Source organism: Granulicella aggregans (genome assembly GCF_025685565.1).
In the GTDB taxonomy this organism is placed as follows: domain Bacteria; phylum Acidobacteriota; class Terriglobia; order Terriglobales; family Acidobacteriaceae; genus Edaphobacter; species Edaphobacter aggregans_B.
Map to the genome: position 1 here is coordinate 877,011 of NZ_JAGSYE010000003.1, position 25,686 is coordinate 902,696.

At 61.6% G+C, this 25,686-nt stretch carries 28 protein-coding genes; 19 read left to right on the forward strand and 9 right to left on the reverse strand.

Annotation, left to right across the window (positions count from 1 at the left end):
* The first annotated feature begins 28 nt into the window (after positions 1-28).
* Positions 29-343: a hypothetical protein gene (locus tag OHL18_RS18975; protein WP_263376442.1), complete on the forward strand. Its 315-nt coding sequence runs from the start codon at positions 29-31 to the stop codon at positions 341-343.
* 22 nt (positions 344-365) lie between these two features.
* Here the strand turns inward: OHL18_RS18975 and OHL18_RS18980 are convergent, their stop codons facing one another.
* A complete protein-coding gene (locus OHL18_RS18980; RefSeq protein WP_263376443.1) occupies positions 366-1,967 on the reverse strand; it encodes an FAD-dependent thymidylate synthase in 1,602 nt (533 codons plus the stop codon).
* Positions 1,968-2,026: 59 nt separating this feature from the next.
* On the opposite strand from OHL18_RS18980, the gene OHL18_RS18985 reads away from it, so the two are divergent.
* The 3 genes from OHL18_RS18985 to OHL18_RS18995 all read left to right on the forward strand — a co-directional run bounded on the left by OHL18_RS18985 (position 2,027) and on the right by OHL18_RS18995 (position 4,169).
* Positions 2,027-2,845, forward strand: coding sequence for a YqjF family protein (locus OHL18_RS18985; protein ID WP_263376444.1), 819 nt, complete (start codon positions 2,027-2,029; stop codon positions 2,843-2,845).
* A 50-nt stretch (positions 2,846-2,895) separates the two neighbouring features.
* Complete coding sequence (fabG, locus tag OHL18_RS18990) at positions 2,896-3,642, forward strand: 3-oxoacyl-[acyl-carrier-protein] reductase (protein WP_263376445.1); 747 nt, start codon at positions 2,896-2,898, stop codon at positions 3,640-3,642.
* Positions 3,643-3,821: 179 nt separating this feature from the next.
* A complete protein-coding gene (locus tag OHL18_RS18995) occupies positions 3,822-4,169 on the forward strand; it encodes a helix-turn-helix domain-containing protein (protein WP_184214214.1) in 348 nt (115 codons plus the stop codon).
* Here the strand turns inward: OHL18_RS18995 and OHL18_RS19000 are convergent.
* From OHL18_RS19000 to OHL18_RS19020, 5 genes are all read right to left on the reverse strand, one after another.
* Positions 4,166-5,008: a rhomboid family intramembrane serine protease gene (locus OHL18_RS19000; protein ID WP_263376446.1), complete on the reverse strand. Its 843-nt coding sequence runs from the start codon at positions 5,006-5,008 to the stop codon at positions 4,166-4,168. The two genes, OHL18_RS18995 and OHL18_RS19000, sit on opposite strands and share 4 nt — an antisense overlap.
* Before the next feature lie 8 nt (positions 5,009-5,016).
* On the reverse strand, positions 5,017-5,538 hold the full coding sequence (locus tag OHL18_RS19005) for a hypothetical protein (protein ID WP_263376447.1): 522 nt from the start codon (positions 5,536-5,538) through the stop codon (positions 5,017-5,019).
* Positions 5,539-5,628: 90 nt separating this feature from the next.
* Complete coding sequence (locus tag OHL18_RS19010; RefSeq protein WP_263376448.1) at positions 5,629-6,597, reverse strand: MBL fold metallo-hydrolase; 969 nt, start codon at positions 6,595-6,597, stop codon at positions 5,629-5,631.
* A 93-nt stretch (positions 6,598-6,690) separates the two neighbouring features.
* Positions 6,691-7,137: a MaoC family dehydratase gene (locus tag OHL18_RS19015; RefSeq protein WP_263376449.1), complete on the reverse strand. Its 447-nt coding sequence runs from the start codon at positions 7,135-7,137 to the stop codon at positions 6,691-6,693.
* A gap of 142 nt (positions 7,138-7,279) precedes the next feature.
* A complete protein-coding gene (locus OHL18_RS19020; RefSeq protein WP_263376450.1) occupies positions 7,280-8,086 on the reverse strand; it encodes a PP2C family protein-serine/threonine phosphatase in 807 nt (268 codons plus the stop codon).
* A 13-nt stretch (positions 8,087-8,099) separates the two neighbouring features.
* Here OHL18_RS19020 and OHL18_RS19025 point away from each other — a divergent pair, with 13 nt between their 5' ends.
* The 6 genes from OHL18_RS19025 (at position 8,100) to OHL18_RS19050 (ending at position 13,712) form a co-directional block, all read left to right on the forward strand.
* The gene (locus OHL18_RS19025) at positions 8,100-9,185 is read left to right on the forward strand and encodes a DNA-methyltransferase (protein ID WP_263376451.1); all 1,086 of its coding nucleotides are present in this window, start codon (positions 8,100-8,102) and stop codon (positions 9,183-9,185) included.
* A gap of 9 nt (positions 9,186-9,194) precedes the next feature.
* Positions 9,195-9,650, forward strand: coding sequence for a vitamin K epoxide reductase family protein (locus OHL18_RS19030; protein WP_263376452.1), 456 nt, complete (start codon positions 9,195-9,197; stop codon positions 9,648-9,650).
* 93 nt (positions 9,651-9,743) lie between these two features.
* Positions 9,744-10,145, forward strand: coding sequence for a hypothetical protein (locus OHL18_RS19035; RefSeq protein WP_263376453.1), 402 nt, complete (start codon positions 9,744-9,746; stop codon positions 10,143-10,145).
* 73 nt (positions 10,146-10,218) lie between these two features.
* Complete coding sequence (locus OHL18_RS19040) at positions 10,219-11,076, forward strand: dehypoxanthine futalosine cyclase (RefSeq protein ID WP_263376454.1); 858 nt, start codon at positions 10,219-10,221, stop codon at positions 11,074-11,076.
* 197 nt (positions 11,077-11,273) lie between these two features.
* A complete protein-coding gene (locus OHL18_RS19045) occupies positions 11,274-11,969 on the forward strand; it encodes a hypothetical protein (RefSeq protein ID WP_263376455.1) in 696 nt (231 codons plus the stop codon).
* Positions 11,970-12,041: 72 nt separating this feature from the next.
* Positions 12,042-13,712 (forward strand): cellulose synthase family protein, encoded by a 1,671-nt coding sequence (locus OHL18_RS19050; protein ID WP_396274854.1) that lies wholly within the window; start codon positions 12,042-12,044, stop codon positions 13,710-13,712.
* A 9-nt stretch (positions 13,713-13,721) separates the two neighbouring features.
* On the opposite strand, the gene OHL18_RS19055 is transcribed toward OHL18_RS19050, so the two are convergent.
* On the reverse strand, positions 13,722-14,432 hold the full coding sequence (locus OHL18_RS19055) for a hypothetical protein (RefSeq protein ID WP_263376456.1): 711 nt from the start codon (positions 14,430-14,432) through the stop codon (positions 13,722-13,724).
* A gap of 21 nt (positions 14,433-14,453) precedes the next feature.
* Between OHL18_RS19055 and OHL18_RS19060 the strand changes: the two genes are divergently transcribed.
* Genes OHL18_RS19060 through OHL18_RS19080 form a run of 5 tightly spaced genes read left to right on the forward strand, consistent with a single transcriptional unit; the run spans position 14,454 to position 19,544 of the window.
* The gene (locus OHL18_RS19060) at positions 14,454-15,938 is read left to right on the forward strand and encodes a 3-deoxy-D-manno-octulosonic acid transferase (protein ID WP_263376457.1); all 1,485 of its coding nucleotides are present in this window, start codon (positions 14,454-14,456) and stop codon (positions 15,936-15,938) included.
* A gap of 20 nt (positions 15,939-15,958) precedes the next feature.
* A complete protein-coding gene (lpxK, locus tag OHL18_RS19065; RefSeq protein ID WP_263376458.1) occupies positions 15,959-16,948 on the forward strand; it encodes a tetraacyldisaccharide 4'-kinase in 990 nt (329 codons plus the stop codon).
* Between the two features lie 20 nt (positions 16,949-16,968).
* Positions 16,969-18,129 carry a lipopolysaccharide heptosyltransferase I gene (gene waaC / locus OHL18_RS19070; RefSeq protein ID WP_263376459.1) on the forward strand — a complete coding sequence of 387 codons (1,161 nt, stop codon included), beginning with the start codon at positions 16,969-16,971 and terminating at the stop codon, positions 18,127-18,129.
* Positions 18,126-18,707 (forward strand): methyltransferase family protein, encoded by a 582-nt coding sequence (locus tag OHL18_RS19075; RefSeq protein WP_263376460.1) that lies wholly within the window; start codon positions 18,126-18,128, stop codon positions 18,705-18,707. Before waaC ends, OHL18_RS19075 begins: the two co-directional genes overlap by 4 nt.
* A gap of 33 nt (positions 18,708-18,740) precedes the next feature.
* Complete coding sequence (locus OHL18_RS19080) at positions 18,741-19,544, forward strand: DUF3108 domain-containing protein (RefSeq protein ID WP_263376461.1); 804 nt, start codon at positions 18,741-18,743, stop codon at positions 19,542-19,544.
* Positions 19,545-19,553: 9 nt separating this feature from the next.
* On the opposite strand, the gene OHL18_RS19085 is transcribed toward OHL18_RS19080, so the two are convergent.
* On the reverse strand, positions 19,554-20,609 hold the full coding sequence (locus tag OHL18_RS19085; protein WP_263376462.1) for an alpha/beta fold hydrolase: 1,056 nt from the start codon (positions 20,607-20,609) through the stop codon (positions 19,554-19,556).
* A gap of 20 nt (positions 20,610-20,629) precedes the next feature.
* Here OHL18_RS19085 and queC point away from each other — a divergent pair, with 20 nt between their 5' ends.
* From queC to moaC, 4 genes are all read left to right on the forward strand, one after another.
* Positions 20,630-21,361 carry a 7-cyano-7-deazaguanine synthase QueC gene (queC, locus tag OHL18_RS19090; RefSeq protein WP_263376463.1) on the forward strand — a complete coding sequence of 244 codons (732 nt, stop codon included), beginning with the start codon at positions 20,630-20,632 and terminating at the stop codon, positions 21,359-21,361.
* 118 nt (positions 21,362-21,479) lie between these two features.
* On the forward strand, positions 21,480-22,679 hold the full coding sequence (locus OHL18_RS19095; RefSeq protein WP_263376464.1) for a tetratricopeptide repeat protein: 1,200 nt from the start codon (positions 21,480-21,482) through the stop codon (positions 22,677-22,679).
* 86 nt (positions 22,680-22,765) lie between these two features.
* Positions 22,766-24,067, forward strand: a complete 1,302-nt coding sequence (locus OHL18_RS19100; RefSeq protein WP_263376465.1) for a molybdopterin molybdotransferase MoeA — start codon at positions 22,766-22,768, stop codon at positions 24,065-24,067.
* A 23-nt stretch (positions 24,068-24,090) separates the two neighbouring features.
* Positions 24,091-24,552: a cyclic pyranopterin monophosphate synthase MoaC gene (gene moaC / locus OHL18_RS19105; protein ID WP_263376466.1), complete on the forward strand. Its 462-nt coding sequence runs from the start codon at positions 24,091-24,093 to the stop codon at positions 24,550-24,552.
* A gap of 114 nt (positions 24,553-24,666) precedes the next feature.
* Here moaC and egtD read toward each other — a convergent pair whose 3' ends face one another.
* Complete coding sequence (gene egtD / locus OHL18_RS19110) at positions 24,667-25,671, reverse strand: L-histidine N(alpha)-methyltransferase (RefSeq protein ID WP_263376467.1); 1,005 nt, start codon at positions 25,669-25,671, stop codon at positions 24,667-24,669.
* Positions 25,672-25,686: the final 15 nt, after the last annotated feature.

The following is a 25,686-nucleotide window of genomic DNA, read 5'->3' on the forward strand; positions in this document are numbered from 1 at the left end:
TAAGAACCACCTAAGGCAGGTTCCTCCCATGAGCATCAGCGTCTCTCCAATCTCCGTCGCAGCCGTCTCTCCCGTGGACAGCGTCTCTTCGTCCACGCAATCGGCGTCGAAGACACCACCACCCCCTCCGCCGCCGCCACCGCCACCTCCCCCGAAGGACACGGTAGAGCTATCTCTCGACGCGAACATCAAGGTCTTGCAGAGCCAGGGTGACAGCGTCACGGAGATTGCCTACACACTCGGCGTTCCAGTGCAGACGGTGTCCATCGACCTGGGCACGGCGCTGATCGAGGCGAGCGTCGCCTCTGCTCCCACGATCCCGGCTTCCGTATCCGGAATTTAGACAGGCCCCGGCGCGATGCGGTTCAGCGCCGGAGCAGGTCCACAGGTTGATTCACGTCTTCGATGCGGAAGTATCCGGCCAGCGACGGGTGACGTCTGGCCACCGCAAGGTACATCTCCCAGGCCACGCGGCGATAGCTGAAGTGGCCTGCAACGCCTGAACGAAGTTCCGAGATATACAGCGCCTCGGCAAAGTCCATCTTGAAGAGCGACCGGCAGCGGACGCCCAAAGGAAGCGCGTACTGCGCGGACTGGGCACCCTCCGGCTCGCTGCTCGTCTTCAGACGCCGGTAGCAGCGCAGCGCGGCATCCATCGCCTCCACGTAAACCGCTTCCAGGCCCGCCTGGGCCAGCGTAGGCTGACCAGGGCACTCCGGCGTCTCGTATCCGTGCAGATCGGTGTACTCCTGCAACAGTTGCACACAGCGGCGATGGCGGTGCATGTCGCGGAAGCCGCCAATGTCCATCAGAATGTCGAAGCGCAGCCCGTGGCCGGAGTGGAATGACCGTGAGAGTTCGTCGTGGCGGCCGCGATGCGTCGCGCCGAGGGCGACGAGTTCGTCCCGCCGCGCGACGGTAAGGCCTTCGACCTCGGCGCGAAGCTGGCGGTACGGGTAGTGGCAGTGCGGATAGAGCAGTGAGGTCGCGATCTCGACTTCGAGTGACTCGCCATCGTCGATCAGGTCGACCACCGAAGCGGCGTCAATCGGCTGCCCTGCCATCAGTTCATGGGCCGCAGCTCTCAACTCAGCGCGCGAGTTCACGATGTAGTCGGATGGGTTGGCGTACTTCACCAGCGTCGGCGCGGTCTTTACCGGGCGAAGAACGCGATCGCCGAGAAGCTGAGCAGCGGCGGCATCGGTCTGGCGAAGGTCGTCGATGAGCGGCTGAAGCTTGCTGTGCTGCACATTCCAGGCTGGCTCGGAGGCGGCGATTCGCAGCTTCTCTGCAATCTCGCGGATCTCCGCAAACTCGCTGGTGAGAAGGCGCGAGACCTGGGTCTCGAGCGTGCGGGCGTTCACGATCTGGCCCAGCGAGGTGTTTGTCGCCAGCGGCAGAAGGTAGCGTGCGACATCGAATGCCCTGGCTTTCAGCGTGCGTTCGTAGGCGTCGGGCTTCATCGCGTCGGGGCGGGCGATGGCCGACTTCAACGCCACCAGCATGCCCTGCGAGATCGCGTCATAGGCAGCGAACGACGCCTCGATCGCAGCGGTAAATACCGGCGTCGCCTCGCCGAACGGAGGCGTATACCATCCTGACTTGCGAAAATCCTGATACCGGGTAGACCGCTCCTGGCCGTCCCAGCGCTGCTCGTCGACCAGAGCGATTGCGGCCAGCAGGCTCAGCCGCTCGATGGCGAAGGGGATGTGGGCGAGATCGGCGATGGAGCGGTGACCGTACTGGAAGTAGAAAGTATTAAGAAACTGCTCGGCGCGCTGCGAGTCGATCTCGGCGAGCGATTCGCGCATAGAGAGCGACGACCGTGAGTACTTCGCCATGGCGTAGGCGAGCACTTCTGGGTCTGCGCCGTGAATTGCGTAGACGTCGGTGACGTTCTGCTTTGGTTCGCTTGCCGCTGGCCCGCCCGTGTGCGGCGTTACGGATTGGATCTGTTCTTGTGACATGGTCGAAGGACAGGATACGTTATTCGCGGCGGTGGATGATCCGCCGCATCACAAGAGATATGGCCCAAGATCAAGCGATGGACTCGGAGCAAAGACCGGCCGAAGTGCTTGAGGAGACGGGCCACCGGCCATTTCCGCTGCCTGATCGCGCCTGGACCATGACGCAAAATTGGAACGATCTGCTCTTCGCCCACTGGCCGATTGCCCCGGCGACCATGGCGGCGCTGATCCCACCCGGCCTCGATATTGACACCTTCGACGGTTACGCCTGGGTAGGCGTAGTGCCTTTCTGGATGGATGGGGTTCGGCACCGCATACCGGGCAGCACGGACCAAAGCGTGGCGATTCCGATGGTCGAGACCTTTCCCGAGCTGAACCTCCGCACCTACGTCCGCTCAAGGCTGACGGGCCGCGCGGGTGTGTTCTTCTTCTCGCTCGACGCCGCCAGTCTGCTCGCGGTGATCGGGGCCAGGACGATCTTCCACCTGCCCTACTTCTACGCCAACATGGTGCGGGAGACGGCCGCTGACGGCACCGTGCGCTATAAGAGCCGCCGCCTGCTGACCTCCGCCGGGGCGAGCTTCCAGGCGACGTATCGCGGGCTAGGCAGAGCCGCCGATGCTCTGCCTAGCCAGCCGGGGACGCTGGAGCACTTCCTCACCGAGCGATACTGCCTCTTCACCAACTCTCGCGGACGGATACTGGTCGGCAATATCCACCACAAGCCGTGGCCCTTGGAGGCTGCGGAGGCCGAGATTCGCACAAACCGCATCGCACTGGCTCATGGGTTGATGCTGCCGAACCGACCGCCAGTCCTTCACTTCTCCCGACGCCTGCAGGTGTACATCTGGTCGCTTGAGCCCGATGGCTCCGTATAATCTTCAGGTCGGCTTCGCGCAGAACAAGGCATGGCTGTAGAACGGGGACTATGGGAAATCTGGCAGGTCGTATCGCGCTCGTGACCGGAGCATCGCAGGGAATCGGAAGGGCGTGCGCCCTGAAGCTGGCGGAGGCGGGAGCATCCGTCGCTCTGGCCGCCCGCAACCAGGAGAAGCTGGCGGAAGTGGCGGCGGAGATCGTAGCTGCGGGTGGAATTGCCCAAGCTTTCGAGCTTGATCTGGCGAGCGAGGACTCGATCAAGGCCTGCTCCAAGGCCGTCATCGCGCACTTCGGCAAGGTCGACATCCTGGTCAACAACGGCGGCATCACGCGTGACATCCTGACCCTGCGCATGAAGAAGAAGGACTGGGACGACGTGATCTCGACCAACCTGACGGGCTCTTTCCTGATGTCGCAGGCAGTGATGAGCTCGATGCTGAAGACGCGCTGGGGCCGGATCGTGAACATTACGTCGGTCGTCGGCGAGATGGGCCAGGCAGGGCAGGCGAACTATGCCGCCTCGAAGGCCGGTCTGATCGGGGTCACGAAGTCGCTGGCGCGGGAGCTTGCCAGCCGGACAATCACGGTCAACGCGGTCGCTCCCGGGTACATCGAAACGGCCATGACAGCCATCCTGACCGACGAGCAACGGACAGCGATGACCCAGCACATTCCGTTGCAGCGGGCGGGAACCGATCAGGATGTCGCCGCGGCCGTCGCCTTTCTTGCGTCCGAGGAGGCGGGATACATCACCGGGCATACGCTGGACGTAAATGGCGGGATGTACATGGGTTAGGGACGGCCTTCCGGCTCCCCGGCAGTCATAGGAACCCGGAATGGTACGGAATTAGTGTCCTCGACAAAGGTTGCCCATTGACCCGGCGCTAGTGGCTAGTTACTTTATGGTCAATGGCAAACGTTCAGGCAATCTTCTCCACGAACCCCGGCGAGCACCCGAAGTCCCTCTCCCTGTCGATGAATATCGGCACGACGATCCGCGAGTACCGGCTGCAGAAGGGGATGTCGCAGGGCGACATCGAGAAGCGCACGGGGCTGCTGCGCTGCTATCTGTCGCGCGTGGAGAACGGGCACACCGTGCCCTCGCTGGACACGCTGCAGAAGATCGCCCACTCGCTGGACATGCAACTCTCGCAGTTCTTCGCGGAGGAAGGTGTGGCCAAGGAGATGTCCGGGCTGAACCTGAACGAGGAGGAGATTCGCTTTCTGACGCAGATCCAGCGCTACTCCTCGCAACTCGGCGACAGCGATCGCAGGCTGCTGCTGGCCATGGTGAAGAAGTTCGCTTCGACCGCGACAAGCTAGCTCTGACTTAGATTCGCGATCCAGTATCCGAAGAGTGACAGCAGTAATGCGGTCATGGCAAAAGTTATCTTTTGCCGAGCGAAGTAGCGCTCGCGGCCTGCGGTCATGCGCGGGACCAGGGGAAATCCAAGCGCGAGGCCGGAGAGAAAGCCGCCTACATGGGCGCTGTTGTCGATCCGGATGACATCGAAGAAGTTGGAGGCTCCGCCGATCAGCAGGTTCAGGATTGCGAACTGGATGACGGAGCGCCGAAGCCGGCGCAGTTCGTCCCATGGGATGGGGAGACGACGGTTGGAGAGCAGGACGATCAGAATCCCGGCGATGCCGAAGACGGCTCCCGAGGCTCCCGCGCCGATTGAGTCAGTGCGGCTCAAAACATCGACCGCCATGGAGAGCAGATTCCCCGCAATCCCGGTCAGCAGATAGACAGCAGCGAGACCGAAAGGCCCGATCAGGGGCTCGCCCAGCAAGCCAAGATTCCAGAGGCACCACATGTTGGTGGCGAGGTGAATCCAGCCGACGTGGACGAAGGTCGCGGTGAGCAGGCGATACCACTCCCCGTGCAGCACAAGGCTGGTATTGTTCGCTCCGAAACGTAGAAGATCCTCGGGTGATGGCGACTGAAACGAGACGCCGCGCAATACCATCCAGACGAAGACTGCGCAGTTGATACCAACAAGGAGATAGGTGGCCGGAGCGTCCGAGAAGACGAAGCCTCTGCGTTTCGAGGTCGCGGGCTCAACCAGTTCAAAGCCTTGCGAGGGCGATGCCTCTCCAGGCGGCGGAAGAACTTCACCTTGCGAAGAGGAGTAAACGGGACTCGGAGATGGGACGGCCATGGGTCCTGCTAGGCTGCGTCTTTCGAGAATCGCTGACGCAGGTCTGCCGGAATTCGCTGCTGAAGAACAGCACCCAGGAAGCCCGGGAGCGGGGTGGCGATCGCCACCAGAATCCAAAGCAGCGTCGAGAAGAAGAGACCGGCGATGGCGACTGCCTCAAGCGAGATGTACACGGCAGCGTGCTGGCCGAGATGAACCCTGAACTGCGCGATGTGAGTGATCGCCTCCACCCGGTGCATGATCACCGCGGCAAGGAAGAAGGCCACGATGGACAGGGTGCTGACCGAGATGAGCAGGACATCGACGGTGCGATGCATGCGCTGCTTGGAGCGGCAGTGGGCGCACTCTGCCATGTGCAGGTCGTAGTCCTTGCGCATGGCAGGCGAGAGGGCCGAGAGATCGTAGCGCCAGCCCGAGAGGATCGCGCCAACGATGGGGTCGCTGCAAACAGCCCGACTTCCACGGCGATCAAAGCCCCTGGGATTGTGCTCAGAGATCTGTATCGGATTCTGTCTCGAGGATCGTTGCATAGCGTATCTCCAGTCTACCCTGTTTGATCGCGGCCCGAGAGCAAAGATTCACACTGTGTTCAAATTCATGCACATCGGCCGATAGACCAGCTAGAGCTGGATCGACTCCAGAGGCTGGGCCTGCTCGGCCAGTAAGATCCGGTTTCCCAGCAGCCTCATCCGGTCACCGATCGCCTGTTCGGCACTGATGCGGGCCAGCTCGGGGGCGTTGTTCGACTCCGAAAGATGGCCGAGGACGATGTACGCGGCACCGCCATCGTAGTCGCGGGCGAGGAACTCGGCCGTCGCATGGTTCGACAGGTGACCCACACGGGAGAGCACGCGCTGCTTCACCGACCACGGGTACGGACCGTCACGCAGCATCTCAAGGTCGTGGTTCGATTCGAGCAGAAGCACATCGGAGCCAGCAATCGCCTGTTTCACGTTGGGCGGCATATAGCCGAGGTCGGTGGCGATGGCCATGCGGATACCCTCGGCGGCGAAGACGAAGCCGCAGGGGTCAGCGGCATCATGCGGGATGGTGAAGGGCGTGATGTCGATGTCGCCGATGGAGAAGTTCGAGCCGGCGCGGAAGTACTCGACCGCAGGAAGCGAAGCGGGATCGGCTTTCACGGCAGCCGGAGCCTCTTCTTCAACCTGAACGTCTTCCAGCGAAAGAGCGGGAATCTCGCACAGGTCTTCCGCAGAGCGACCGCTCTCCTGAACGGCTGCCCGGGCCGCCTTGGCCTCTTTTTCCTTTTGCAGATGGTCGAGCCACTTAGCGTAGGTCATCGTCGTCTTTGGGGTGAGCATGCGCACCCAGGCGCGGTGGGTCTGCTCGGTGAAGAAGACGGGGATGCGGAGCTTGCGGGCAAGCACAGCAAGTCCGGCTACGTGGTCGAGATGCTCGTGGGTGATCAGAATGGCGTCGAGCGCGGAGGGGTCTTCCCCGGCGATCGCCATGCGGCGCATCAGTTCCCGGCAGGAGAGTCCGGCATCGACCAGAACGCGGGTGCGCGAAGACGCGACGACGGTGCTATTGCCCTTCGACCCCGAGGCCAGCACTGTCATACGCATCATGAAGTCAAGAATACGCCCGGAGTCTGTGGGTAAGGAAGCACCGAATCTGGTGCAACCCTAATCGCGTTGATTCCGGGGATGGATCACTTGTGCTCAGGATTTGACTGGTGCGAGGAAGTTTACCGTGGAGCGGAGGACGACCTCGTTGCGCTGGTTGTAGGCGAGGGTGCGGGTGCGCACGATGCCGTAGTCCTTGCGCGAGGTCGACTGGCGGACGCCGGCGACTTCGATCTCGGTGCGAATGGTGTCGCCGGGGCGGACGGGCTCGGTCCAGCGCATCTCCTCGACGCCCGCACCGATCATACCGCCGACTACCTGGATGCTCTGCACACGAAGGCGCATGACGATGGCGGCGGTCAGCCAGCCCGAGGCGGCGAGACCTTTGAAGAAGGAGCCCTCGCCGGCAGCTTCGTCGAGGTGGAAGGGTTGGGGATCGTACTTCTGGCCGAATTCCTTGATCTCTTCGGCTGTCACCTTTGCCGTGACTACAGAGTGGAACGTTTGACCAACGTAGAAGTCTTCAAAGTAAAGCTCGCTCAAGTTCTGATCTCCTCAACAGACTTCCGATGCTGATCCCAGTCACGGCGATGCGGATGGGAAGGAATACTGGCCGATACTCGGTGCAAGGGTACCTGCAAGAGATGTTAGCGCGAATGAGGAGCGTTCTGCCGTGACCGCGTCTTCAGCCAGCCTGCACCAGAAGACAGGTGATGTTATCGCCGCCTCCATTGCGATTGGCGCAGACGATAAGTTCCTCGACGGCCCGGACCAGCAGAGCATTGCTTGTGGGCTGGTCCGCATCTTCGGTCCCATCCGCTGGGCGAGGCACCGCTGCACCCAGGATCGACGCGATCTGGGGGTTGGCGAGCTCGCGCATGAGGCCATCGGAGGAGAGCAGGTACATGTCTCCGGGCAGGACATCGATGCGCTGGACATCGGCGAGCACACGAGACTCCGATCCGACGGCGCGGGTGATGACGTTGCGGATGGGCGAGCGGTCGGCCTGCTCACGGGTCATCTCCCCGGCTCGGACCTGTTCTTCGACGACGGAGTGGTCGAGCGTCAACTGCTCGAGTTGGCCATCGCGGAGCCGGTAACAGCGGCTGTCGCCCACGTTGGCGAGCCATGCGCCTGAAGGAATGGCGGCGTCTGTAGACCCCGGCTCGAAGTAGAGCGCGACCAGCGTGGTCGCCATGCCGCGCAAGGCGGCTGCCTGGCTTGACTGGCGATGCACGATGCGGTTGGCGTACTCGACGCCGTTGTGCATGGCCACCTCCGGCGAGATGCCTGCCTGCCTCATCTCGATCAGATGGGCGAGGAAGGAATCGGCGGCGAGACGGCTGGCGATCTCGCCACCGGCGGCCCCGCCGACGCCGTCGCAGACAACGAAGATACCGTGGTGGGCGTCGCCGGCGCAGGCGTCTTCGTTGCGACGACGGACGCGACCGGGATCAGACAGCATGGCGAAGGTAAGGGATTCGAAGGGCATCAGGGAAGAGCGGATGTTCTGGATAAAACATACACGGCAGGAACCTTGCGGCCAAAATCCGGCACCCGCGAAGTTACGGGGCGACGACAAACGGAAGGAAGACAATACGCGATACCCTGTGACGGTGAACCGGATCGTGTACGGCGACAATCTGGAGGTGCTGCGCGGGCTAGAAGCGGGATCAGTGCCGCTAATCTACATCGATCCGCCGTTCAACACGGGAAAACGGCAGTCCCGTCCGGCGATGAAGACGGTCCAGGACCCCGACGGCGACCGGGTGGGCTTTGGCGGCAAACGCTACCGGACGGAGTTGGCCGAGCTGAGCGCTTCGACCAGCGGTTACGGCGACAGCTTCGCGGACTACCCGGGATTTCTGCGGCCAAGGCTGGAAGAGGCGCACCGTATCCTTGCGCCCTACGGCAGCCTCTTCTTTCACATCGATCCACGCGAGGTGCACTACTGCAAGGTGATGCTGGACGGAATCTTCGGCCGGGAATGTTTTCAGAACGAGATCATCTGGGCCTACGACTACGGAGCGAGAGCCTCCAAGAAGTGGCCGGCCAAGCACGACAACATCCTCTGGTACACCCGTCACCCGGGGCGGTACACCTTCAATCTGGAGGCGAGCGACCGCATACCCTACATGGCGCCGACGCTGGTTGGAGCAAAGAAGGCCGCGCGCGGCAAGACTCCGACCGATGTCTGGTGGCATACGATCGTCTCGCCAACGGGCAAAGAGAAGACCGGCTATGCGACGCAGAAGCCGCTGGGTATTCTGGAGCGAATTGTGCGGGTACACTCGAACCCCGGCGACCTGGTGCTGGACTTCTTTGCTGGCAGCGGAACGACGGGAGCAGCGGCGGCGCGTAACGGGCGCGAGTTCCTGCTCGTCGATGAGAATCCGGCGGCCGTGGCGGTGATGGAGCAGCGGCTGGCGGCGTATCTGCCGGTGAAGACGGAGAAGTTACGGAAGCCGGCCAGAAAACGGGCGGCTGGAGCTCCTAAGAAAAAGGCCGCGCGAAAGTCGATTTCGGTCAAGTCAAAGGAAACCCGAACCAAGCGAGGCGTCCTACCGCCAACGGACCCAATAGCAACGTAAGATGGCATCATGCGATTTCTGATTGCGCTGCTCGCGATCGCGGGCCTGGTCGTTTCGGTGCTGGCATTGAAGGTACACAAGATGGATCCGTCTCAGGCTCCGCCGTGCGCAGTCTCTGAGCACTGGGACTGCGGCGCGGTGAACCATAGCCGGTTCGCGGTCTTCCCGCCACACAGCTTCGATGAAGCGCCGAACTCTCGCCATATTCCAGTCGCAGCCGTCGGCATCGCGGGGTATGGATTGATCGCTCTCCTGGCCCTGTTTGGCCGGTTTTGGATCGTCCTGCACCTCGCCGAGTTCGGCTTCATGTGCGCCTGCTTCCTCAGTTACCTTGAAGCCTTCGTGATGGAGAAGTGGTGTATCTACTGCGTCTGGTCGCAGGGGCTGATCACTGCGATCCTGCTTTCGACGCTGGTCGCGGTGATTCTGCGGCGGCGTGCGGCGAAGCGCAGCATCTTTGCCTGAGTTACGGCCGTCACTGGCATCGGTTTCCGGCAGAACTTCGCAGATCGCACGAACTTATGGCGAACCGGCGGAGTTATGACCTAGACTGGAGGCATGTGGCCACGCCTGATCGCACAAATGGTTGAACTGCTTCCTCACGCCACACGGCTGCTGCCGCTGGCCGATAACTATCTTGCGAACCGGCGCGAGGCGGAGCGTTCACAGGCCTCGGCGCTCGCCTCGATGTCGGGCAGCCTCCGTGAAGAGATTGGCCACGTCGCGGACGTCTTCGGCAGCGTCTCGCGGCAGCTTGCGGAGCAGAAGAAGCAGATCGCCGCGCTGCAGGACTCGCTCGAAGCAGCGGAGACGCATCGGATCACCCAGACAAAGCAGTTGGAGTGGATTACCAGCGACCTGAACTCGATGCGGCTCTGGCTGAAGTTCGGCGTGGCTACGATCATTGTCCTTCTGGTCGCGCTGAGCGCGCTGACCGTGCAACTCTACCGCCTCCACTAGACCTCATCCCTCGGCGGCCTTTCCAGCGGCCAGCTTGTAAGATCGAAGCATGGGAATCAGCCAGCAACAAGCAATGCATTGTTTTCGCAGCGACGACCTGATCGGCATCGGCATGGAGGCCGACGCGATCCGGCGCGGTATGCATCCGGACGGCATCGTCACTTACGCGGTCGACCGCAGCTTTCAATTTGACGGCGATGCGGAACTCCTCCTTGACGCGGTTGATTCTGCGGCCGATGAAGGAGCGTCTGCGATCAGGCTCACGGGTGATGTACCCAGCCTGAAAGATTTGGTAACCATACTGACCGCACTTCGCGCACGATTCCCTTCCCTGCGGATTCAAGCGTTGACCGCGAAGGATCTTGAAGGCATGGCGCAAGAATCGGGCGCGGCCGAGGGTGAGATATTGGCGCGGCTGCGAGCGGCTGGGCTTGATGCGATCGAAGGCGGAAGGCTGGGAGTCTCACCGGAGCGCTGGCTGCAGTTGCATGCCGCAGCCCATCGCACCGGGCTGCGTTCCCGGGCGGAGTTGACGTTCGGCGGCGACGTTACGGCAGAGGAGCTGATCGAGCAGCTACTGGCTCTGCGTGCCTTGCAGGAGGAGACGGCGGGATTTACCGGCCTGTCGCTGACCGGCTATAGACCGAACAGCGAGCGGGCGGAGTTCGAACAGCCAACGGCTGTCGAGTACCTGCGGACGCTTGCGATCTCGCGCATGGTGCTCGATAACTTCGACAACATCGAATCCAGCGGCATCGACCAAGGGCTGAAGGTGATGCAGATGGCTCTGCGCTTCGGAGCGAACGATGGCGGCACGATCGCGCCCACCGGCAACTTCACCGAGGCGGACCTGCGCCGCGTCATCCGGGATGCGGGATTCGCGCCGGTGGAGCGAGACGCGCTCTACCGGACCTTCTACCTGAACAACTAAGCCAATCTTAGTTAACGTTACTGACCTCCGATCAACGGGTTACCGATCGGTGGGCTGGGAGAATTTATTTCTTTTCTCCTGAAATCGGCGAGGTGTACTTTAGTGCTGTAGCGGTACGAGACGTCAATCCCCCAGGAGTAATGAATTCTATGAATCACTTTGCCCTCCCTCGAATGACATTGAGAAGCTGGCGTTGGATGACTTTGACGGCGGTTGCCGGACTCTCCTGTGCGCTCTCGTCGGCAGGCACAGCGTACGCCCAGGCACCGGCTGCAGCCTCGCCGGTTACGGTCGCACTTACGCCCGCTGCCTTTCTTCCCGTTCTCTCGGGGGGGAGCTCCCAGAGCACCATCGCGACGAACCTTGACGGCAACACGCCCGCGTCGCCCTGGCAGATATCTCTTCTCTCTGTCAATCGGACTGACGGTGCGACCGGTCAGACCTATCAGGTCCAGATGACCAACGTCTCCTCGGGGCCGTTGAGCCTGCCTGTGGGGACCGATGGCCAGGCCATCTGGGATGCCTGCCAAAACGGTGAGATCGATGAAGTGAACATCGCTCTGCGCGTCTCCGGACAGATTGCTCCCGCCGCAAATCTGCCGGCGGTCCACTCCTGTGCCGGAGTTCCAGCGTCGTCCCTGACGCTCGCTCCCGGAGCGTCGGTCATCTTTGTGGGAACGCTTCCGAATACCATCCTGGCTCCGGATGGTGCGAGCATCTCGGCTGTAGTGAGCGTCTGCTCGGCCGACTACTCTGCCGATGGCAGCGATCCGGTTGCGACGCGTCGGTGCCAGGTGCCGGCTGTCTCGAATTCGGCCGCCGCGCAGACTGCGGTGGCCAGGACGCCTGGTCGCGTCGTAGCTCCCCGCGTCGCATCCACATCTGTCGAGTAAAATAGTCGCTGAAGTAAGTTCAAGGTTCGATCAGTCTGCACGGTTGCTGGTTGTTCACTCTTCCTGACCAAGTTGGAGCCAACACTGCTTTTCTCTCTCAGCGCCGTGCCGGCTGCCGCCATCTTCCTCGGCCAAAAGGGCCTGGGTCACTATTGGCGGACGCACTACGGCGACCACACCTTCGAGCATCTGTACCGGTGGAATACGTTCGACGTGTGCCTGCTGGTGCCGTACTTCATCGTGATGGTGATCCTTGCCTTCTACGGGATTCACCGGTACCAACTCGTCTGGCTGTACTACAGGAACCGGAAGAACGCGGCGAAGTGGAGCGAGCCTCCGGCGCGGTTTGCCGAGGGTGAACTTCCCTTCGTCACGATTCAACTCCCTATTTTTAACGAGCAGTTTGTCATCGACCGGTTGATCGACGCCTGTTGCCGGATGAACTACCCTCGCGACCGCTTCGAGATCCAGGTACTCGACGATTCGACGGATGAGACGGTGCTCGTGGCGCGGCAGATTGTGGATCGCTATGCGGCCGGATTTCCCGGCATGGATCCGCAGCCCATCGTCTATCTCCATCGTGAGAACCGTTACGGATATAAGGCGGGGGCTCTCGATAAGGGCCTTGATGTAGCGAAGGGCGAGTTGGTCGCGATCTTCGACGCCGACTTCGTACCTCCGCCGGAGTGGGCGATGCAGGTGGTCCATCACTTCGCCGAACCGGGGATCGGCATGGTGCAGACGCGCTGGACGCACCTGAATCGCGACTACAGCTTCATGACGCAGGTCGAGGCGATCATGCTCGACGGGCACTTTGTGCTGGAGCATGGAGGCCGCTCGCGCGCTGGCGTCTTCTTCAACTTCAATGGCACGGCGGGGATGTGGCGCCGCGAGACGATCTCGCAGGCTGGCGGTTGGCAGCATGACACGCTGACCGAAGATACCGACCTCAGCTATCGCGCACAGATGGTTGGGTGGAAGTTCAAGTACCTGCAGGATGTCGAGTGCCCGGCTGAGTTGCCCATCGAGATGACGGCATTCAAGACGCAGCAGGCTCGCTGGGCCAAGGGCCTCATTCAGACTGGCAAAAAAATTCTGCCGCGCGTACTAAAGAGCGACCAGCCGTTTCACACCAAGCTTGAAGCCTGGTACCACCTTACGGCGAATATCAGCTATCCGCTGATGATCGTGCTGAGCACGCTGCTGATGCCGGCCATGATTATCCGAAGCTGGCAGGGCACGACGCAGATGCTGCTGATTGACCTGCCGCTGTTTCTTGCAAGCACGATGTCGGTATCGTCCTTCTATCTGGTCAGCCAGAAGGAGCTGCATCCGAAGACCTGGTACAAGACGTTGCTCTACATCCCGTTCCTGATGGCATTGGGCGTGGGCCTGACGATAACCAATACCAAGGCCGTGCTGGAGGCGCTGTTCGGCATCAAGAGCGCGTTCGCCCGCACGCCGAAGTACCGCGTCAACAACAAGGGTGAGAAGTCGCAGGCGAAGGTCTACCGCAAGCGTCTGGGCATCGTGCCGTGGATCGAACTGGCGATCGGCTGCTACTTCACCTTTACTGTCTGGTACGCGATCACCAGCGAGAACTACTTCACCGTGCCGTTTCTTCTGCTGTTCGTGGCGGGCTACTGGTATACGGCGCTGCTAAGCCTGCTGCAAGGACGGTTCGAGCGTCCTGGGACCAAGGGCGGCGAGATGCACGAAAAGCCCTACCCTGTGGGGATCTGAAGCGGTCACTTACTTCGCGGGTGCCGGCTTGCTCGCTTCCTTCTTGTCCTGCGCGGCAAGCCACTTATCGAACGGAATCGTGAAGGAAAAGAAGTTCTGCTTTCCGTCCAACGAATGGACCATCTTCACGTAGAACTCCGCTCCCTTGAGCGCGGGATCGTTGAGCGCCTGCACGTCGTAGAAGAGGTATCCCGCCAGCGTGCTGTGAGCGTTGACCACTGTACCCTGAAAGCCGAAGTCGTTGTTGTCCTCAAGGATCTTCTTGTCCACCGAGGGATGATGAATGGTAATGGGCGGCAGCGGCGCTGGCAGGGGAATCTTGGTGCCTTTGACGCTCTTCATGAGGAAGAGCTTGCGGTTGATGTCATCGTCGGTGGCTGCCGGAATGACGTCTCGGTTGGCCGAGATGAACTGCATTCGGGCGTCGTCGAGCGAGACGGCACGGTCGCCATCGTTAGTGATGACGACTCGGATGGGAAGGAATCCGTGCTGAATGTAGGGGAGACGAAAGAAGCTACAGTCCTTAGGATCGTCGCATGGCTCGGCAGCTATGGTGACGTTCTCTTTGGGATGAGCGTCGAAGGTGTCATACTGTGATGCCGGTTTCACCGGCGGGGCCTTTTTTTCACCGCCGGCAGCGTAGTCTGTACAGGCGGGGAGCAACAGGGCCAGAAGCGACAATCTAAACGCCAGCGAAGAGGAGAGGTTAAGCAGGGCCATAACTTTGCTTGATTATCCGCTGTGCTGGCCGCGAACGTAAAGGATGAGGAGTCTGGCCTTGAATCGAGTGGCGACCTGGTCTCATATCTGGATGGGGAGATGCTGATCTACAGTATTTTGCTGGCGCTGGTGCTCCTCGCGGGAACGCCCTTCTTCCTCTTCCGCATGGCAACCAGCGGGCGTTATCGTGCGGGCCTGGCCGCGCGGCTGGGCTTTATTCCTGCGTCCCTTCGCGAGCGCGTCGCGGCGATCCGGGTGGAGCGTCGCGGCGGAGGAGGTCGGCGGCCGCTGACCTGGGTGCATGCTGTCTCAGTGGGCGAGGTGCTGGCGGCGGCACGGCTGATCGAAGAGATCCGGACGGGAGAGTTCAACCGGCAGCGTCCCGGAATGGTCTTCGCTGTCTCGACGACCACCGAAGCCGGTCAGCGACTGGCACGGGAGCGTCTCATCGGGTGCGCGATCTTCTACTTTCCTCTCGACTTCAAATTCGTCGTTCGCCACTATCTTCGTATGCTCGAGCCTGAGCTCGTGGTGCTGATGGAGAGCGAGCTTTGGCCCCGGCTGATCTCTGAGTGCGCCGCCGAAAAGATACCCGTGGCCGTGGCTAACGCGCGCATCTCCGACCGGTCGTTTCCGCGCTACATGATGCTCAAGGCGCTATGGCAGCCTTTGCTGGAGAAGGTAACCCTGTTTCTGGCGCAAAGTGATGAGACGGCGAAGCGGCTGCAGCAGATGGGTGCTCCCCGCATCGAGACAACAGGAAACATCAAGTATGACGCCAGCCTTGCGAAGGAGACGACGCTGGTGACGAACCTGCGCCTGCGTATCCAGGGAGATGCGGCACTGATCGTCTGCGGAAGCACGCTTGAGGGCGAGGAGGCGATGCTCCTCGATGCGTGGCCGGGCATCGTTGCCGCGTACCCGAAGGCTCTGCTGGTGATCGCACCGCGTCATCCTGAGCGCTTCGACCATGTGGCGCTGCTGCTGAAAGAGCGAGGTTTTCTCGCATTGCGAGGTACGACGTTTGCCCGGGTAAGAGTTCCGGTGCAGCAAGGCACGATCTTTCTGCTCGATACCATCGGCGACCTGGCCGCACTTTACCGGCTGGCGACGGTGGCGTTTGTCGGGGGCAGCCTCGTTCCCGCCGGTGGACACAATCCTCTGGAGCCGGCGCAGGCGGGCGTGCCGGTTCTCATCGGACCGTCCTATGAGAACTTTCGCGAGATCGTCGAGGCTATGTTGGCGAACGAAGGCATCGCCATCGTCGACAAGGAGCATCTTGGGTCGGCCATACTCGGACTGCTGCGCAGCCGGGAGAAGGCGGTCGCCATGGGATCACGTGGCCGGGAGCTTTCGGCGGCGCAGTCCGGGGCGACAGCGCGAACTGCGCTTGCGTTACTGCGGCTTCTTCCTCCACGTCCGGACACGCGCGGCGAGGGCGGCCAGATCCGAGCGACCGCTCTTGGTGAGGGAGTCGAGTCTGACAGTGGGGCCGCGGCGCTGTGACGCCTGCGTGGCGGCGGCTCTTGCTGCCCTTTGTTCCTCTCTACGCAAGCGTTGTCACCACCAAGCGATGGCTGCATGACCGCGGATTTCTCGTCCAACGGAGGCTTGGGCATCCGGTGATCAGCGTCGGCAGCCTCTCAGCCGGAGGAGCCGGCAAGACGCCTGTAGTGCTGTTGCTTGCGGAGTTGCTGGGGGCGCGAGGGCTCGAGGTCCGCATCCTCACGCGGGGATACGGCCGGGTAGGAAAGCTGACCGAAAGGGTGGATCCGAACGGCGACGCGGCCCGCTTCGGCGACGAACCGCTCTTACTGGCCAGACGAGCGCCCGGAGCCAAGATCTTCGTGGGACGAGATCGGTATCGGGCCGGGATGCTCGCCGAGCACCACGAGCCCGCCGGAACAAAAGCTGTCTATATTCTGGACGATGGATTTCAACACCAGAAGCTCGCGCGTGAGATCGAGGTACTGCTTGTCACCCGGCAGGACTTCGAAGACAGGCTGCTTCCAGCGGGCAATATGCGCGAGTCGTTGAGAGCGATCGGACGAGCGGACTTCGTTGTCTTGCGAGAGGACGAGCCGGAACTGGCGAAGATGTTAGAGAAGCGATTGCCGTTTCCTCTACCCCCGATTCTGACGATTCGACGGAAATTGAAAGTCGTCAGCGGACCTGGCGATCCTTCGCGTCCCATCGTCTTCAGTGGACTTGCGAGGCCTGAGGGATTCTTCGCGATGCTTATCGGCACCGGGATCGACATAGCGCTGACCGAGACCTTCCCCGACCATCATCGCTACTCCGCGGGCGATATCGAGCGACTGATCCGTTCTGCTCGACAGAAAGGCGCGGATGGCTTTGTGACCACGGAGAAAGATGCCGTCAAGCTATCGCCATCGATGATGGATAGTCTCAGGTCAGTCGGCCCGGTGGTGGTCGCGCCCCTTGAAGTGGAGCTATTCGAGGACGCTGCGACCATCGACGTTATCCTTGCCCTGCTCACCTCCCAAGTCTCGTAGCCGCATGAGAAAATCAGGGCTTGAGTGCTTCCGATAGACCGACGACACCGGCCCATGCATCCGCCACAACGCCTCTGCGCGTTCTGATCGTGCGCACGAGTGCCATGGGAGATGTACTGCACGCCCTGCCTGCGGTTGCGGCCATGCGTCAGCGGCATCCTGACTGGTACATCGGCTGGGTCATCGATCCGCGCTGGCGTCCCCTGCTGCAGGCGGAGGGCGGCGACGACGTTCCTACCGGCGATCCGAAGCGGCCCATCGTCGACCGCTGCCATACCGTGCCGACACAGGAGTGGAAGCGGAAGCCACTAACGGCAGCCACGGTCAGCGGAATCGCGGCTCTGGGAAGAGAGCTGCGAGCAGCGAAGTACGACCTGTGCGTGGACATGCAGGGCCTCATTCGTTCCTCGCTGGTCGGCAGGATGAGCGGCGCGCCGCGTTATACCGGACGCTCGAGGCCACGCGAAGCCGCTGCGCGGTGGCTCTACAAGACGCGGGTGGTCACGCACTCGGCGCATGTGATCGACCAGGGATGTGAGCTTCTCGGGGAGGCGATCTGCTCGCCACTGACGGCTTGCGAGGTCAGGCTGCCGGTGGACTCTGAAGCGGAGGCGTGGGCGGACGAATTTCTTAACCAAACCCTGCCGAGAGAGCTCTGGAACCGGTATGCGCTCTTCGCCCCAACCGCTGGATGGGGAGCCAAGCAGTGGCCACACGAGCGCTATGGACGGGTGGCGATCGCGCTGGCCGAAGCAGGCTATGCGACGCTGGTGAATGCCTACAAAGCGGATGATGCCGCAGCGTTAGCTGTCGTCAAGGCGAGCCTGGGCTGCGCTGTCGCCGCGCCAGCAACCATGCCCCAGATGATCGCCTTGCAGCGTCGCGCGGCCCTCGTGATCGCGGGGGATACCGGGCCTCTGCACCTTGCGGCAGCTTTGGGACGGCCGGTTGTGGGTCTCTATGGGCCTACCGATCCCGCCCGTACCGGGCCCTATTCTGCGAAGCGGCGCGTCCTGCGGCATTGCTCGAGCGTCGTTGATCATAGCCGCCATGACGAATCGGAGGCGGGCCTGCAGAGAATCACGGTGGAAGAGGTTATCGCGGCGGCGCTCGATCTGCTGCGAGAATCAGAGATGGCGCAGATGGATTTGCCTCAAACAGATTTGAAGGAACGCATTTGAACGAGCAGGAAACGAAGAAGAGTCGCACGACATGGCAGAAGATCGCCCGCAGGATCAGGGTCCCGCTGGGATTCGTCTTCGCAGCTGTGTTTCTGTGGCTGGCGCGACCGACGTGGCAATCTATGTTTGGCAGCCTGCTGCTCGTGTTGCCCGGCCTATGGCTGCGGGGCTATGCAGCGGGATATGTTCGCAAGAACTCCGAGCTGACCACAACCGGCCCCTACGCCTACACCCGCAATCCTCTTTACCTGGGGTCGATGGCGATCGCCTTCGGGTTCGCCGCGGCCTCCGGGCGATGGATCATTTTTATTGTTCTTGCAGCGCTATTCCTGGCGATCTATCTTCCGACCATTCTGTCGGAGGAAGAGTATCTTCGCGCACATTTCCCTGGATTCGATGCCTATGCCGCGAAGGTTCCGCGGCTGCTTCCTCGGCTGACTCCAGCTTTCACTGGCCAGACGACAGGTACGTTTTCGAAGCCGCTTTACCTGCATCATCGCGAGTACAATGCTGCTATGGGCGCGGCTGCAATCTATGCGGCGCTGGCGGCGCGGCTGTGGTTTCTCGCAGCCCACTGAGCATTTCAAATTGACCGTGCGAGCCCCGATTCTTTGAAGCCCATTCATTCCGCAATCCTCTCCGCGACGCTTCTGCTCTCCGCCTGCGCGGTCGCCCAATCGCCATTCCAGACACAACCTCAGACCCAGTACACCCCCATTCCGACCCTCCAGGCACCAGCTCCGGGTTACGTCTTTCCGCAGAAGCAGACGCTCTCCTTCGACGTCGACTGGCGCGTCTTCACCGCGGGCACGGCGGTCTTTCATCTTGAACAGCAGGGCACCGAGCAGAAGATCACCGCGACCGCCGACACCGTCGGCGGAACCAATATGCTCTTCCCGGTGATCGACAAGTTCCAGGCGGCCTTCGATACCCACACAGGATGTTCGAACGGCTTCAGCAAGCAGTTGCAGGAGGGGCCGCGCAAGGTCAATAGCGACCTGACCTTCAACTACCAGGCAGGCAAGCAGACGCAGCTCGAGAAGAACATGGTGAAGGGGACGTCGAAGACACTTACCGCCTCCATTCCCGCCTGCGTCACCGATTCCCTTTCGGCGATCTTCTATGCCGCCTCGCAGCCGTTGGTCGTTGGGCAGGAGGTACGCTTCCCTCTCGCGGACTCCATGCGTACCGTGACCGTGGTGATGAAGGTTGAGGCGAAGGAAGAGATCAAGACTCCGGCAGGAACGTTCCAGACGATCCGGGTTCAGCCGACTGCGGCGGAAGGTATCGTAAAAAACCGGGGCAACATCTGGATCTGGTACACCGACGATGCCCGCCACATCCCGGTGCAGATTCGCGCACGACTGTTCTGGGGCACGATCACCTTCCATCTGAAATCGATCGAAAGTAAGTAGCGGTCGGCTTCATCGAGTCAGGAATCGCTGAACCTGCCCGCTGACGGCTTCAGCATCGCAGTTCATAATGAGGTGGGCGCAGGTACCCTGTGAGACGTAGGTCTCGGCTCCGATAGCCTTCGCCCAATCGAGCGCAGGCTGTGGCGTCACCATACGATCCTCCGCCGCGACGATGACCAGGAACTTCACCGGCGTCGCACGTGCGACCTCCGCGATCGTCTTTCCGTGGAGAAGATCGTGAGCGAGGATGGCCTTCAACTGCCAGACTCGGTCGTTCGCGTCCTGCCGCTGCGGAGCTTCGAGCTCGCTAAGCCAGACAGGAAAGTTCTCGTGCGTCGTTTGCGCATTTCTGTAACCGGGCGCGGAGACGATGAGGGCACCGATGGCATTGGCCAGCTTCAACTGCGGCTCAGTGGTGTACTTGCCGCCGAGATATCCGGGGTCGGACTCGATCGCGTTGATGGCGACCTGTTTCGAGAGCAGATCGAAGGGCGTCACCTGGGGCGAACCGACGATGGGAACGGCGACGTCGATGAAGTTCGGATAGAGTACCGTCCAGGCGAAGACCTGGTGTGCGCCCATCGACAGTCCGATGGCGGCGTGGAGGTGCTTGATCCCCAGGACTTCGGTGACGACTCGGTACTGTGCCCGCGCCATGTCTTCCATGTTGAACTCGGGGAAGTTCGTGCCCGGCTGCTGCCGGCTGTTCGAGGGCGAGGAGGATACTCCATCGCCGAAGGCATCGAAAGCGATGCCGAAGAACCGGGATGTGTCCACCAGCCGCTTCGGCGACGGCGTTGCGCCGAAGAGCGGCGACAGATCCTCTGACCGGCCATTGAGCCACGTCGGCATGATGACCGCGTTGTCCTTTGCTGCGTCGAGGGTGCCGTATGTCCGATAGCCGACACGGCAGTCCAGGATGGCCTTGCCGCTTGCCAGCTTGCAGGTACCGAGTTCCGCGATCTTGAGATCGCCGTCCTGTACAGAGGCAAATGAGGACCTAATGGGAGCCATTGTGGCCACGGCTGTAGCGGCTGCGAGCAGGAATTTGCGAAGAGTCGTCATATGGTCGATAAACTGATTCTATGCACGTTTCTTCTCCATCGACGGCGGCTGAACAAAGCAACGCTCCAAGACCGAAGGCTGTCGTCTGCCTTTCGGGAGGGATGGACTCCACGGTCTGCGCCGCCCTCGCCGCCCGAGACTTCGACGTCTGCGCCCTTCACTTCAGCTACGGACAGCGCACCGAGGCACGCGAACTGCAGTCTGCGCTCGATGTCTCGAAGGCAATCGGGGCGAAGGACTTCATGCACCTGCGGATCGACCTCTTCCGCCGCATCGGCGGGTCCGCGCTTACCGATCACGAGATCGAGGTGCCCGACGCGCCCACTGACATAGAGGCGATCGGCGGCGAGGTCCCGGTGACCTATGTTCCCTTCCGCAACGCCCATTTTCTTTCGGCGGCGGTGAGTTGGGCGGAGGTGATCGGCGCGGGGACGATCTTCATCGGAGCGGTGGAGCAGGACAGTTCGGGCTACCCCGACTGCCGTCCGGCCTACTATGACGCCTTCAACGAGCTGATCCGCCAGGGGACGAAGGAGGGAAAGATTCGGGTCGTCACTCCCCTGATTGCCATGCTGAAGAGCGAGATCGTTCGGCTTGGAGTTGAAATCGGTGCTCCCTTGCATGTAAGTTGGTCATGCTATTCGGGTCAGAATGAGGCCTGCGGCAGGTGCGACAGTTGCGCACTGCGTCTCCGGGCATTTGACGACGCAGGCCTGACCGACCCGATCGCATATGTCTCCGCCATCCGGTAGCGATGCGCTCTCATTGGGCATCCTAAGATTGAGATTGCGACAGCAGAGAAGTTGATACAGTCTTTGAAGATAGCGAAATCGAGATGCGACCGACATGATCGGCGCGGGAGAGAATGAAGTGATCAATCGAATTGCAGTAAAGTTCCGCGGCACGTCTCTCAGACTGACCGTTCTTCTGGCGGCGGTCGTGGTCTCAGCCGTTGGAGCGCAGGCCCAGGGCCCTGCCCCCGCAAGCATTCACGGACACGTCAACGATGCCGCAGGCATGGTGGTACATGATGCCACGGTCCGCCTCACGACGGACAAGACCACCGATCCGAAGACCGTCAAGTGGGCGTACACCTTCCCGGTTGACGCCAACGGCGACTACAAGGGCACGGGCATCGATCCGAAGACCTACCTCGTCGTGGTCTTCGCCAAGGATGTCGTGGTTGACTACTTCGCTGATCAAAACTTCAAGGCCGGCGAAGACAAGCTGGTGAACTTCGACATGACCCGGAAAGACTTCATCGACAAGATGACGCCGGAAGAGAAGAAGAACCTTGAGGAGTATAAGAAGAACGCCGCTGCGGCGATGGCGGCAAACTCCAAGATCGCGAATCTTAATGCCGCTCTGAAGCAGGCACGTGAGGACAATAAGGCCGGCAACTACGAGGCGGCGTTGACCTCCATGACCCAGGCGACCACGCAGGCCCCGGACCAGGCGATCCTCTGGATCACGCTGGGCGATGCGCAGTTGGGCGTCGCGGACAAGGCTTTGAAGGCAGCGAAGAGCTCAGGCAAGGGGGCTTCGGACCCGGATGTTCAGCAGAAGTTCACCGATGCCATCACCTCGTACAAGAAGGCGGTCGACCTGAATGCAGCGTCGAAGAAGCCGCTTCCGGAGACCGCAGCGGACGGCTACAACCAGATCGGCCAGGCCTATGGAAAGATCGGTGACGACAAGAACGCCTCCGACGCCTACGACAACGCAGCCAAGGCCGAGCCCGCCAAGGCTGGCATGTACCTCTTCAACGAAGCGGCGACGTTCTATAACGCCGGCAAGATGGAGGACGCTGCAGCAGCCGCGGACAAGGCGATCGCCGCCGACCCGAACAAGGCTGAAGCCTATTACATCAAGGGCCAGGCCCTGGTCCAGAAGGCAAGCGTCGATCCGAAGACCCAGAAGGTCACCGTGCCTCCGGGTTGCGTGGACGCTTACCAGAAGTACCTTGAACTCGCTCCTGAGGGCGCACATGCTACCGAGGTCACGGCGGTTCTCACGGGTATCGGAGAGACCGTCAAGTCCAGCTATAAGGCATCCAAGAAGAAGTCGTAGTTAGATCTGCTTCCTAATCGCGACCCCGGGCACCTTAGCCCGGGGTTTTGCTTTGTGGATGCGATTTGTGGCTATGATCGGGAGTGATGGCGACCTGCTCAGACATCCCGAACAACTCCCTGCCTCGTCCGGCGATACTCCGGGTTCTCGACTTTGAATCAGCGCTTGGCGAGGTGCTGCATCACGCCGCCGGGTTGCGTGCCAGTTCCGCCGACACCATCGAAGAAGTACCGCTGCTGGAGTCGGCGGGGCGGGTGCTGGCGCGGGCTATCGCCGCCGACCGCGACCACCCTCCGTTCGACCGATCTACCCGGGATGGCTATGCCGTCCGCGGCATGGCGTTCTCTGCTGGCGGCTGGCTCCGTATCGCCGGACAGGTACGCGCTGGGGACGTCTGGAGCGGGCCTCCGCTGTCGAACGATGGAGCGATTGAGATCATGACGGGCGCGCCTCTGCCCGCTGGCGCAGATGCTGTGGCCATGGTCGAGCACATTGAGTTGGACGGTGGTAACGTCCGCGCACAACAGGGCCGCCATCTGATGTCGGGAGAGAATGTCGTCGCTCAAGGCAGCGAGGCCCGCGCCGGAGAGATCGTTGTGGCGGCTGGCTCGGCGATTGGGGCCGCGGAGATTGCCCTCGCGGCGACGGCTGGGCAGGCAATGCTGAAGGTGGTCACGCGGCCGACGGTTGCCATCGTTGCAACAGGTGACGAGTTGGTGGAGCTTCACGAGATCCCAGATCCCCGCCAGATTCGCAACTCTAATGGGTACGCTCTCGCCACGTTGGTCAAGTTGGCCGGAGCGCTCCCCCATCGGCTTGCCATCGCTCGCGACGTCCGTGAAGAGCTGCTGCAACGCATCGCCGAGGCGAGGCAGCATGATCTGATCCTCTTCTCGGGCGGCGTCTCGATGGGCAAGTACGACCTCGTCGAAGAGGTGCTGGCAGAGCTGGGCGCTGAGTTCTTCTTCACCGGCGTAAAGATGCAGCCCGGCAAGCCGGTCGTCTTCGGGCGGCTGCCGGAGCGTCGCAAAAACGGCTTGATCTTCCCTGCCCGGTATTTCTTCGGGCTGCCAGGAAATCCCGTCTCAACACAGGTGACGTTTCATTGCTTTGTCGAACCGTTCGTGCGGACGCTGCTGGGCGAAGACGCTTCCGGCCCACGCTTCGCACAGGCGACTCTCGCTCATGATGTGGACGGCAAGCTAGGGCTTACCCGAATGCTTCCGGCGCGGCTCGACTCCGATGTCAGGCACGCTTCGGTCAAGCTAGTGGGATGGCAAGGTTCAGGGGACCTGGCGGCAAATGCTCGGGCGAACTGCTACGCCGTCCTGCCGCCGGATCGCACCGACTTTCGCGAGGGCGACGTGATCTCTGTGCTGCTGCGATAGGCTTATCGGACGGAAGGATGAACATGGACAAGCTCTCCCACTACGACGACGCGGGCCAGGCCCATATGGTCGATGTAAGCGCCAAGCCGGCGACGAAGCGTGAAGCGGTCGCTTCGGCCTTCGTCGAACTGTCAGAGGCGGTGCTGGCCGCGCTTCCGCAGAATCCCAAAGGCAATCCGCTCGAAGTAGCAAGGTTCGCAGGGATTCAGGCGGCGAAGCGTACCTCCGAGCTGATTCCGATGTGTCATCCGCTCGCACTGAGCTTTGTCGACGTGCAGGCTACGGTCGTGGCTGGCGGAGTTTCGGTCGAGGCCACCGCAGCGACCACGGCGGGAACAGGCGTCGAGATGGAGGCGATGGTGGCCGCATCCGTTGCCGCCCTAACCGTTTATGACATGACCAAGGCGCTCGATAAAGGCATCCGCATTCGCGAGGTCGTGCTGCTGCGCAAAAGCGGTGGCAAGAGTGGAGAATATCGCCGCTAATGTGGCGGGTTAGGTTATCCCCGCCGCATCCATCCCACCCACCCTCGCAAGAAACGCGAGGATGGATGGGGCACCCAAGCTGTCCAGGTTGGCCAGGAACTTTGACGCGTTCAATCAGATGGCTCGGGCCAGAGTCACGGCGAAGAGGTCTTTCGCGTCCGTGAAGACCTTCTCGGGCGTGAATCCACAGTCGCCCAGCAGCTCTCCAATATTCGCCTCGGTGAACTTGTAGCTGTTCTCGGTGTGGATGGTCTCGCCCTCTTCGAACTCAAGCGTAATCGCGGAGCAAGCCGCGTTTGCGGGTACATAGACGGTCTGTCGTGTGGTCGATTCGAGGTGCATCTCGATCCGCGATGCCTCCGCGTTCCAGACGGCGCGGTGGCAAAAGCTCTCCGCGTCGAAGTCTGCCCCAAGATCGGCGTTGATGCGGGTGAGGATGTTGCGGTTGAACGCTGCCGTCACCCCGGCAGCATCATCGTAGGCGTCCAGCAGCGCCGCCTCGTCTTTGTGCTCTCCTGGGGCGAGATCGGTGCCCAGCAGAAGAGCGTCGCCAGGGACTAGTTGCCCGCGTAGGTTCTGCAGGATTCCGCGTGCCTCTGTGGGCGTGAAGTTGCCGATGCTCGACCCGATGTAGAGCGCCAGCACACGTGACGACGGTGGCCGGTCGATCAACAGGGGCTCCGTGACATAGTTGGCCACATTCGGCCGGACAGTCAAGCCCGGGAAGCTGGCTTCGAGAGCTTCACGCGCTTCTTCTAACGCGCTTGGGCTCACGTCGATGGGCTGATAGACGGCGCGGCTCTGTCCGCGAAGTGCCGCGCGCAGAAGGATGCCGGTCTTGGTCGCCGTGCCCGCGCCAAGCTCGACAATTGCGAGGCACCTGCCGCCGCGCGCCTGTTCGACGATATCATCGGCATGGTCGGTGAAGATCTGGCGCTCAGTGCGGGTCAGGTAGTACTCAGGCAGCCGGGTGATCTCCTCGAAGAGGTTCGACCCGGCCTCATCGTAAAACAGCCATGGCGAAAGCGTTTTAGGATTCGCGGTCAGACCATCCCGGACTTCGCAGGCTACAGCATGGGCAACTTCAGTGACAACAGGAACGGCGGTGAGAGTGGACAAGGTATCTCCGGCTTC

Excerpts from the sequence above, each read along its gene's own strand:
- OHL18_RS18975 (WP_263376442.1), top strand. The coding sequence starts at position 29 with ATGAGCATCAGCGTCTCTCCAATCTCCGTCGCAGCCGTCTCTCCCGTG.
- OHL18_RS18980 (WP_263376443.1), bottom strand. The coding sequence starts at position 1,967 with ATGTCACAAGAACAGATCCAATCCGTAACGCCGCACACGGGCGGGCCA.
- OHL18_RS18985 (WP_263376444.1), top strand. The coding sequence starts at position 2,027 with ATGGCCCAAGATCAAGCGATGGACTCGGAGCAAAGACCGGCCGAAGTG.
- fabG (WP_263376445.1), top strand. The coding sequence starts at position 2,896 with ATGGGAAATCTGGCAGGTCGTATCGCGCTCGTGACCGGAGCATCGCAG.
- OHL18_RS18995 (WP_184214214.1), top strand. The coding sequence starts at position 3,822 with ATGAATATCGGCACGACGATCCGCGAGTACCGGCTGCAGAAGGGGATG.
- OHL18_RS19000 (WP_263376446.1), bottom strand. The coding sequence starts at position 5,008 with ATGGCCGTCCCATCTCCGAGTCCCGTTTACTCCTCTTCGCAAGGTGAA.
- OHL18_RS19005 (WP_263376447.1), bottom strand. The coding sequence starts at position 5,538 with ATGCAACGATCCTCGAGACAGAATCCGATACAGATCTCTGAGCACAAT.
- OHL18_RS19010 (WP_263376448.1), bottom strand. The coding sequence starts at position 6,597 with ATGATGCGTATGACAGTGCTGGCCTCGGGGTCGAAGGGCAATAGCACC.
- OHL18_RS19020 (WP_263376450.1), bottom strand. The coding sequence starts at position 8,086 with ATGCCCTTCGAATCCCTTACCTTCGCCATGCTGTCTGATCCCGGTCGC.
- OHL18_RS19025 (WP_263376451.1), top strand. The coding sequence starts at position 8,100 with ATGTTCTGGATAAAACATACACGGCAGGAACCTTGCGGCCAAAATCCG.
- OHL18_RS19030 (WP_263376452.1), top strand. The coding sequence starts at position 9,195 with ATGCGATTTCTGATTGCGCTGCTCGCGATCGCGGGCCTGGTCGTTTCG.
- OHL18_RS19035 (WP_263376453.1), top strand. The coding sequence starts at position 9,744 with ATGTGGCCACGCCTGATCGCACAAATGGTTGAACTGCTTCCTCACGCC.
- OHL18_RS19040 (WP_263376454.1), top strand. The coding sequence starts at position 10,219 with ATGCATTGTTTTCGCAGCGACGACCTGATCGGCATCGGCATGGAGGCC.
- OHL18_RS19045 (WP_263376455.1), top strand. The coding sequence starts at position 11,274 with ATGACTTTGACGGCGGTTGCCGGACTCTCCTGTGCGCTCTCGTCGGCA.
- OHL18_RS19055 (WP_263376456.1), bottom strand. The coding sequence starts at position 14,432 with ATGGCCCTGCTTAACCTCTCCTCTTCGCTGGCGTTTAGATTGTCGCTT.
- OHL18_RS19085 (WP_263376462.1), bottom strand. The coding sequence starts at position 20,609 with ATGACGACTCTTCGCAAATTCCTGCTCGCAGCCGCTACAGCCGTGGCC.
- queC (WP_263376463.1), top strand. The coding sequence starts at position 20,630 with ATGCACGTTTCTTCTCCATCGACGGCGGCTGAACAAAGCAACGCTCCA.
- OHL18_RS19100 (WP_263376465.1), top strand. The coding sequence starts at position 22,766 with ATGGCGACCTGCTCAGACATCCCGAACAACTCCCTGCCTCGTCCGGCG.
- moaC (WP_263376466.1), top strand. The coding sequence starts at position 24,091 with ATGGACAAGCTCTCCCACTACGACGACGCGGGCCAGGCCCATATGGTC.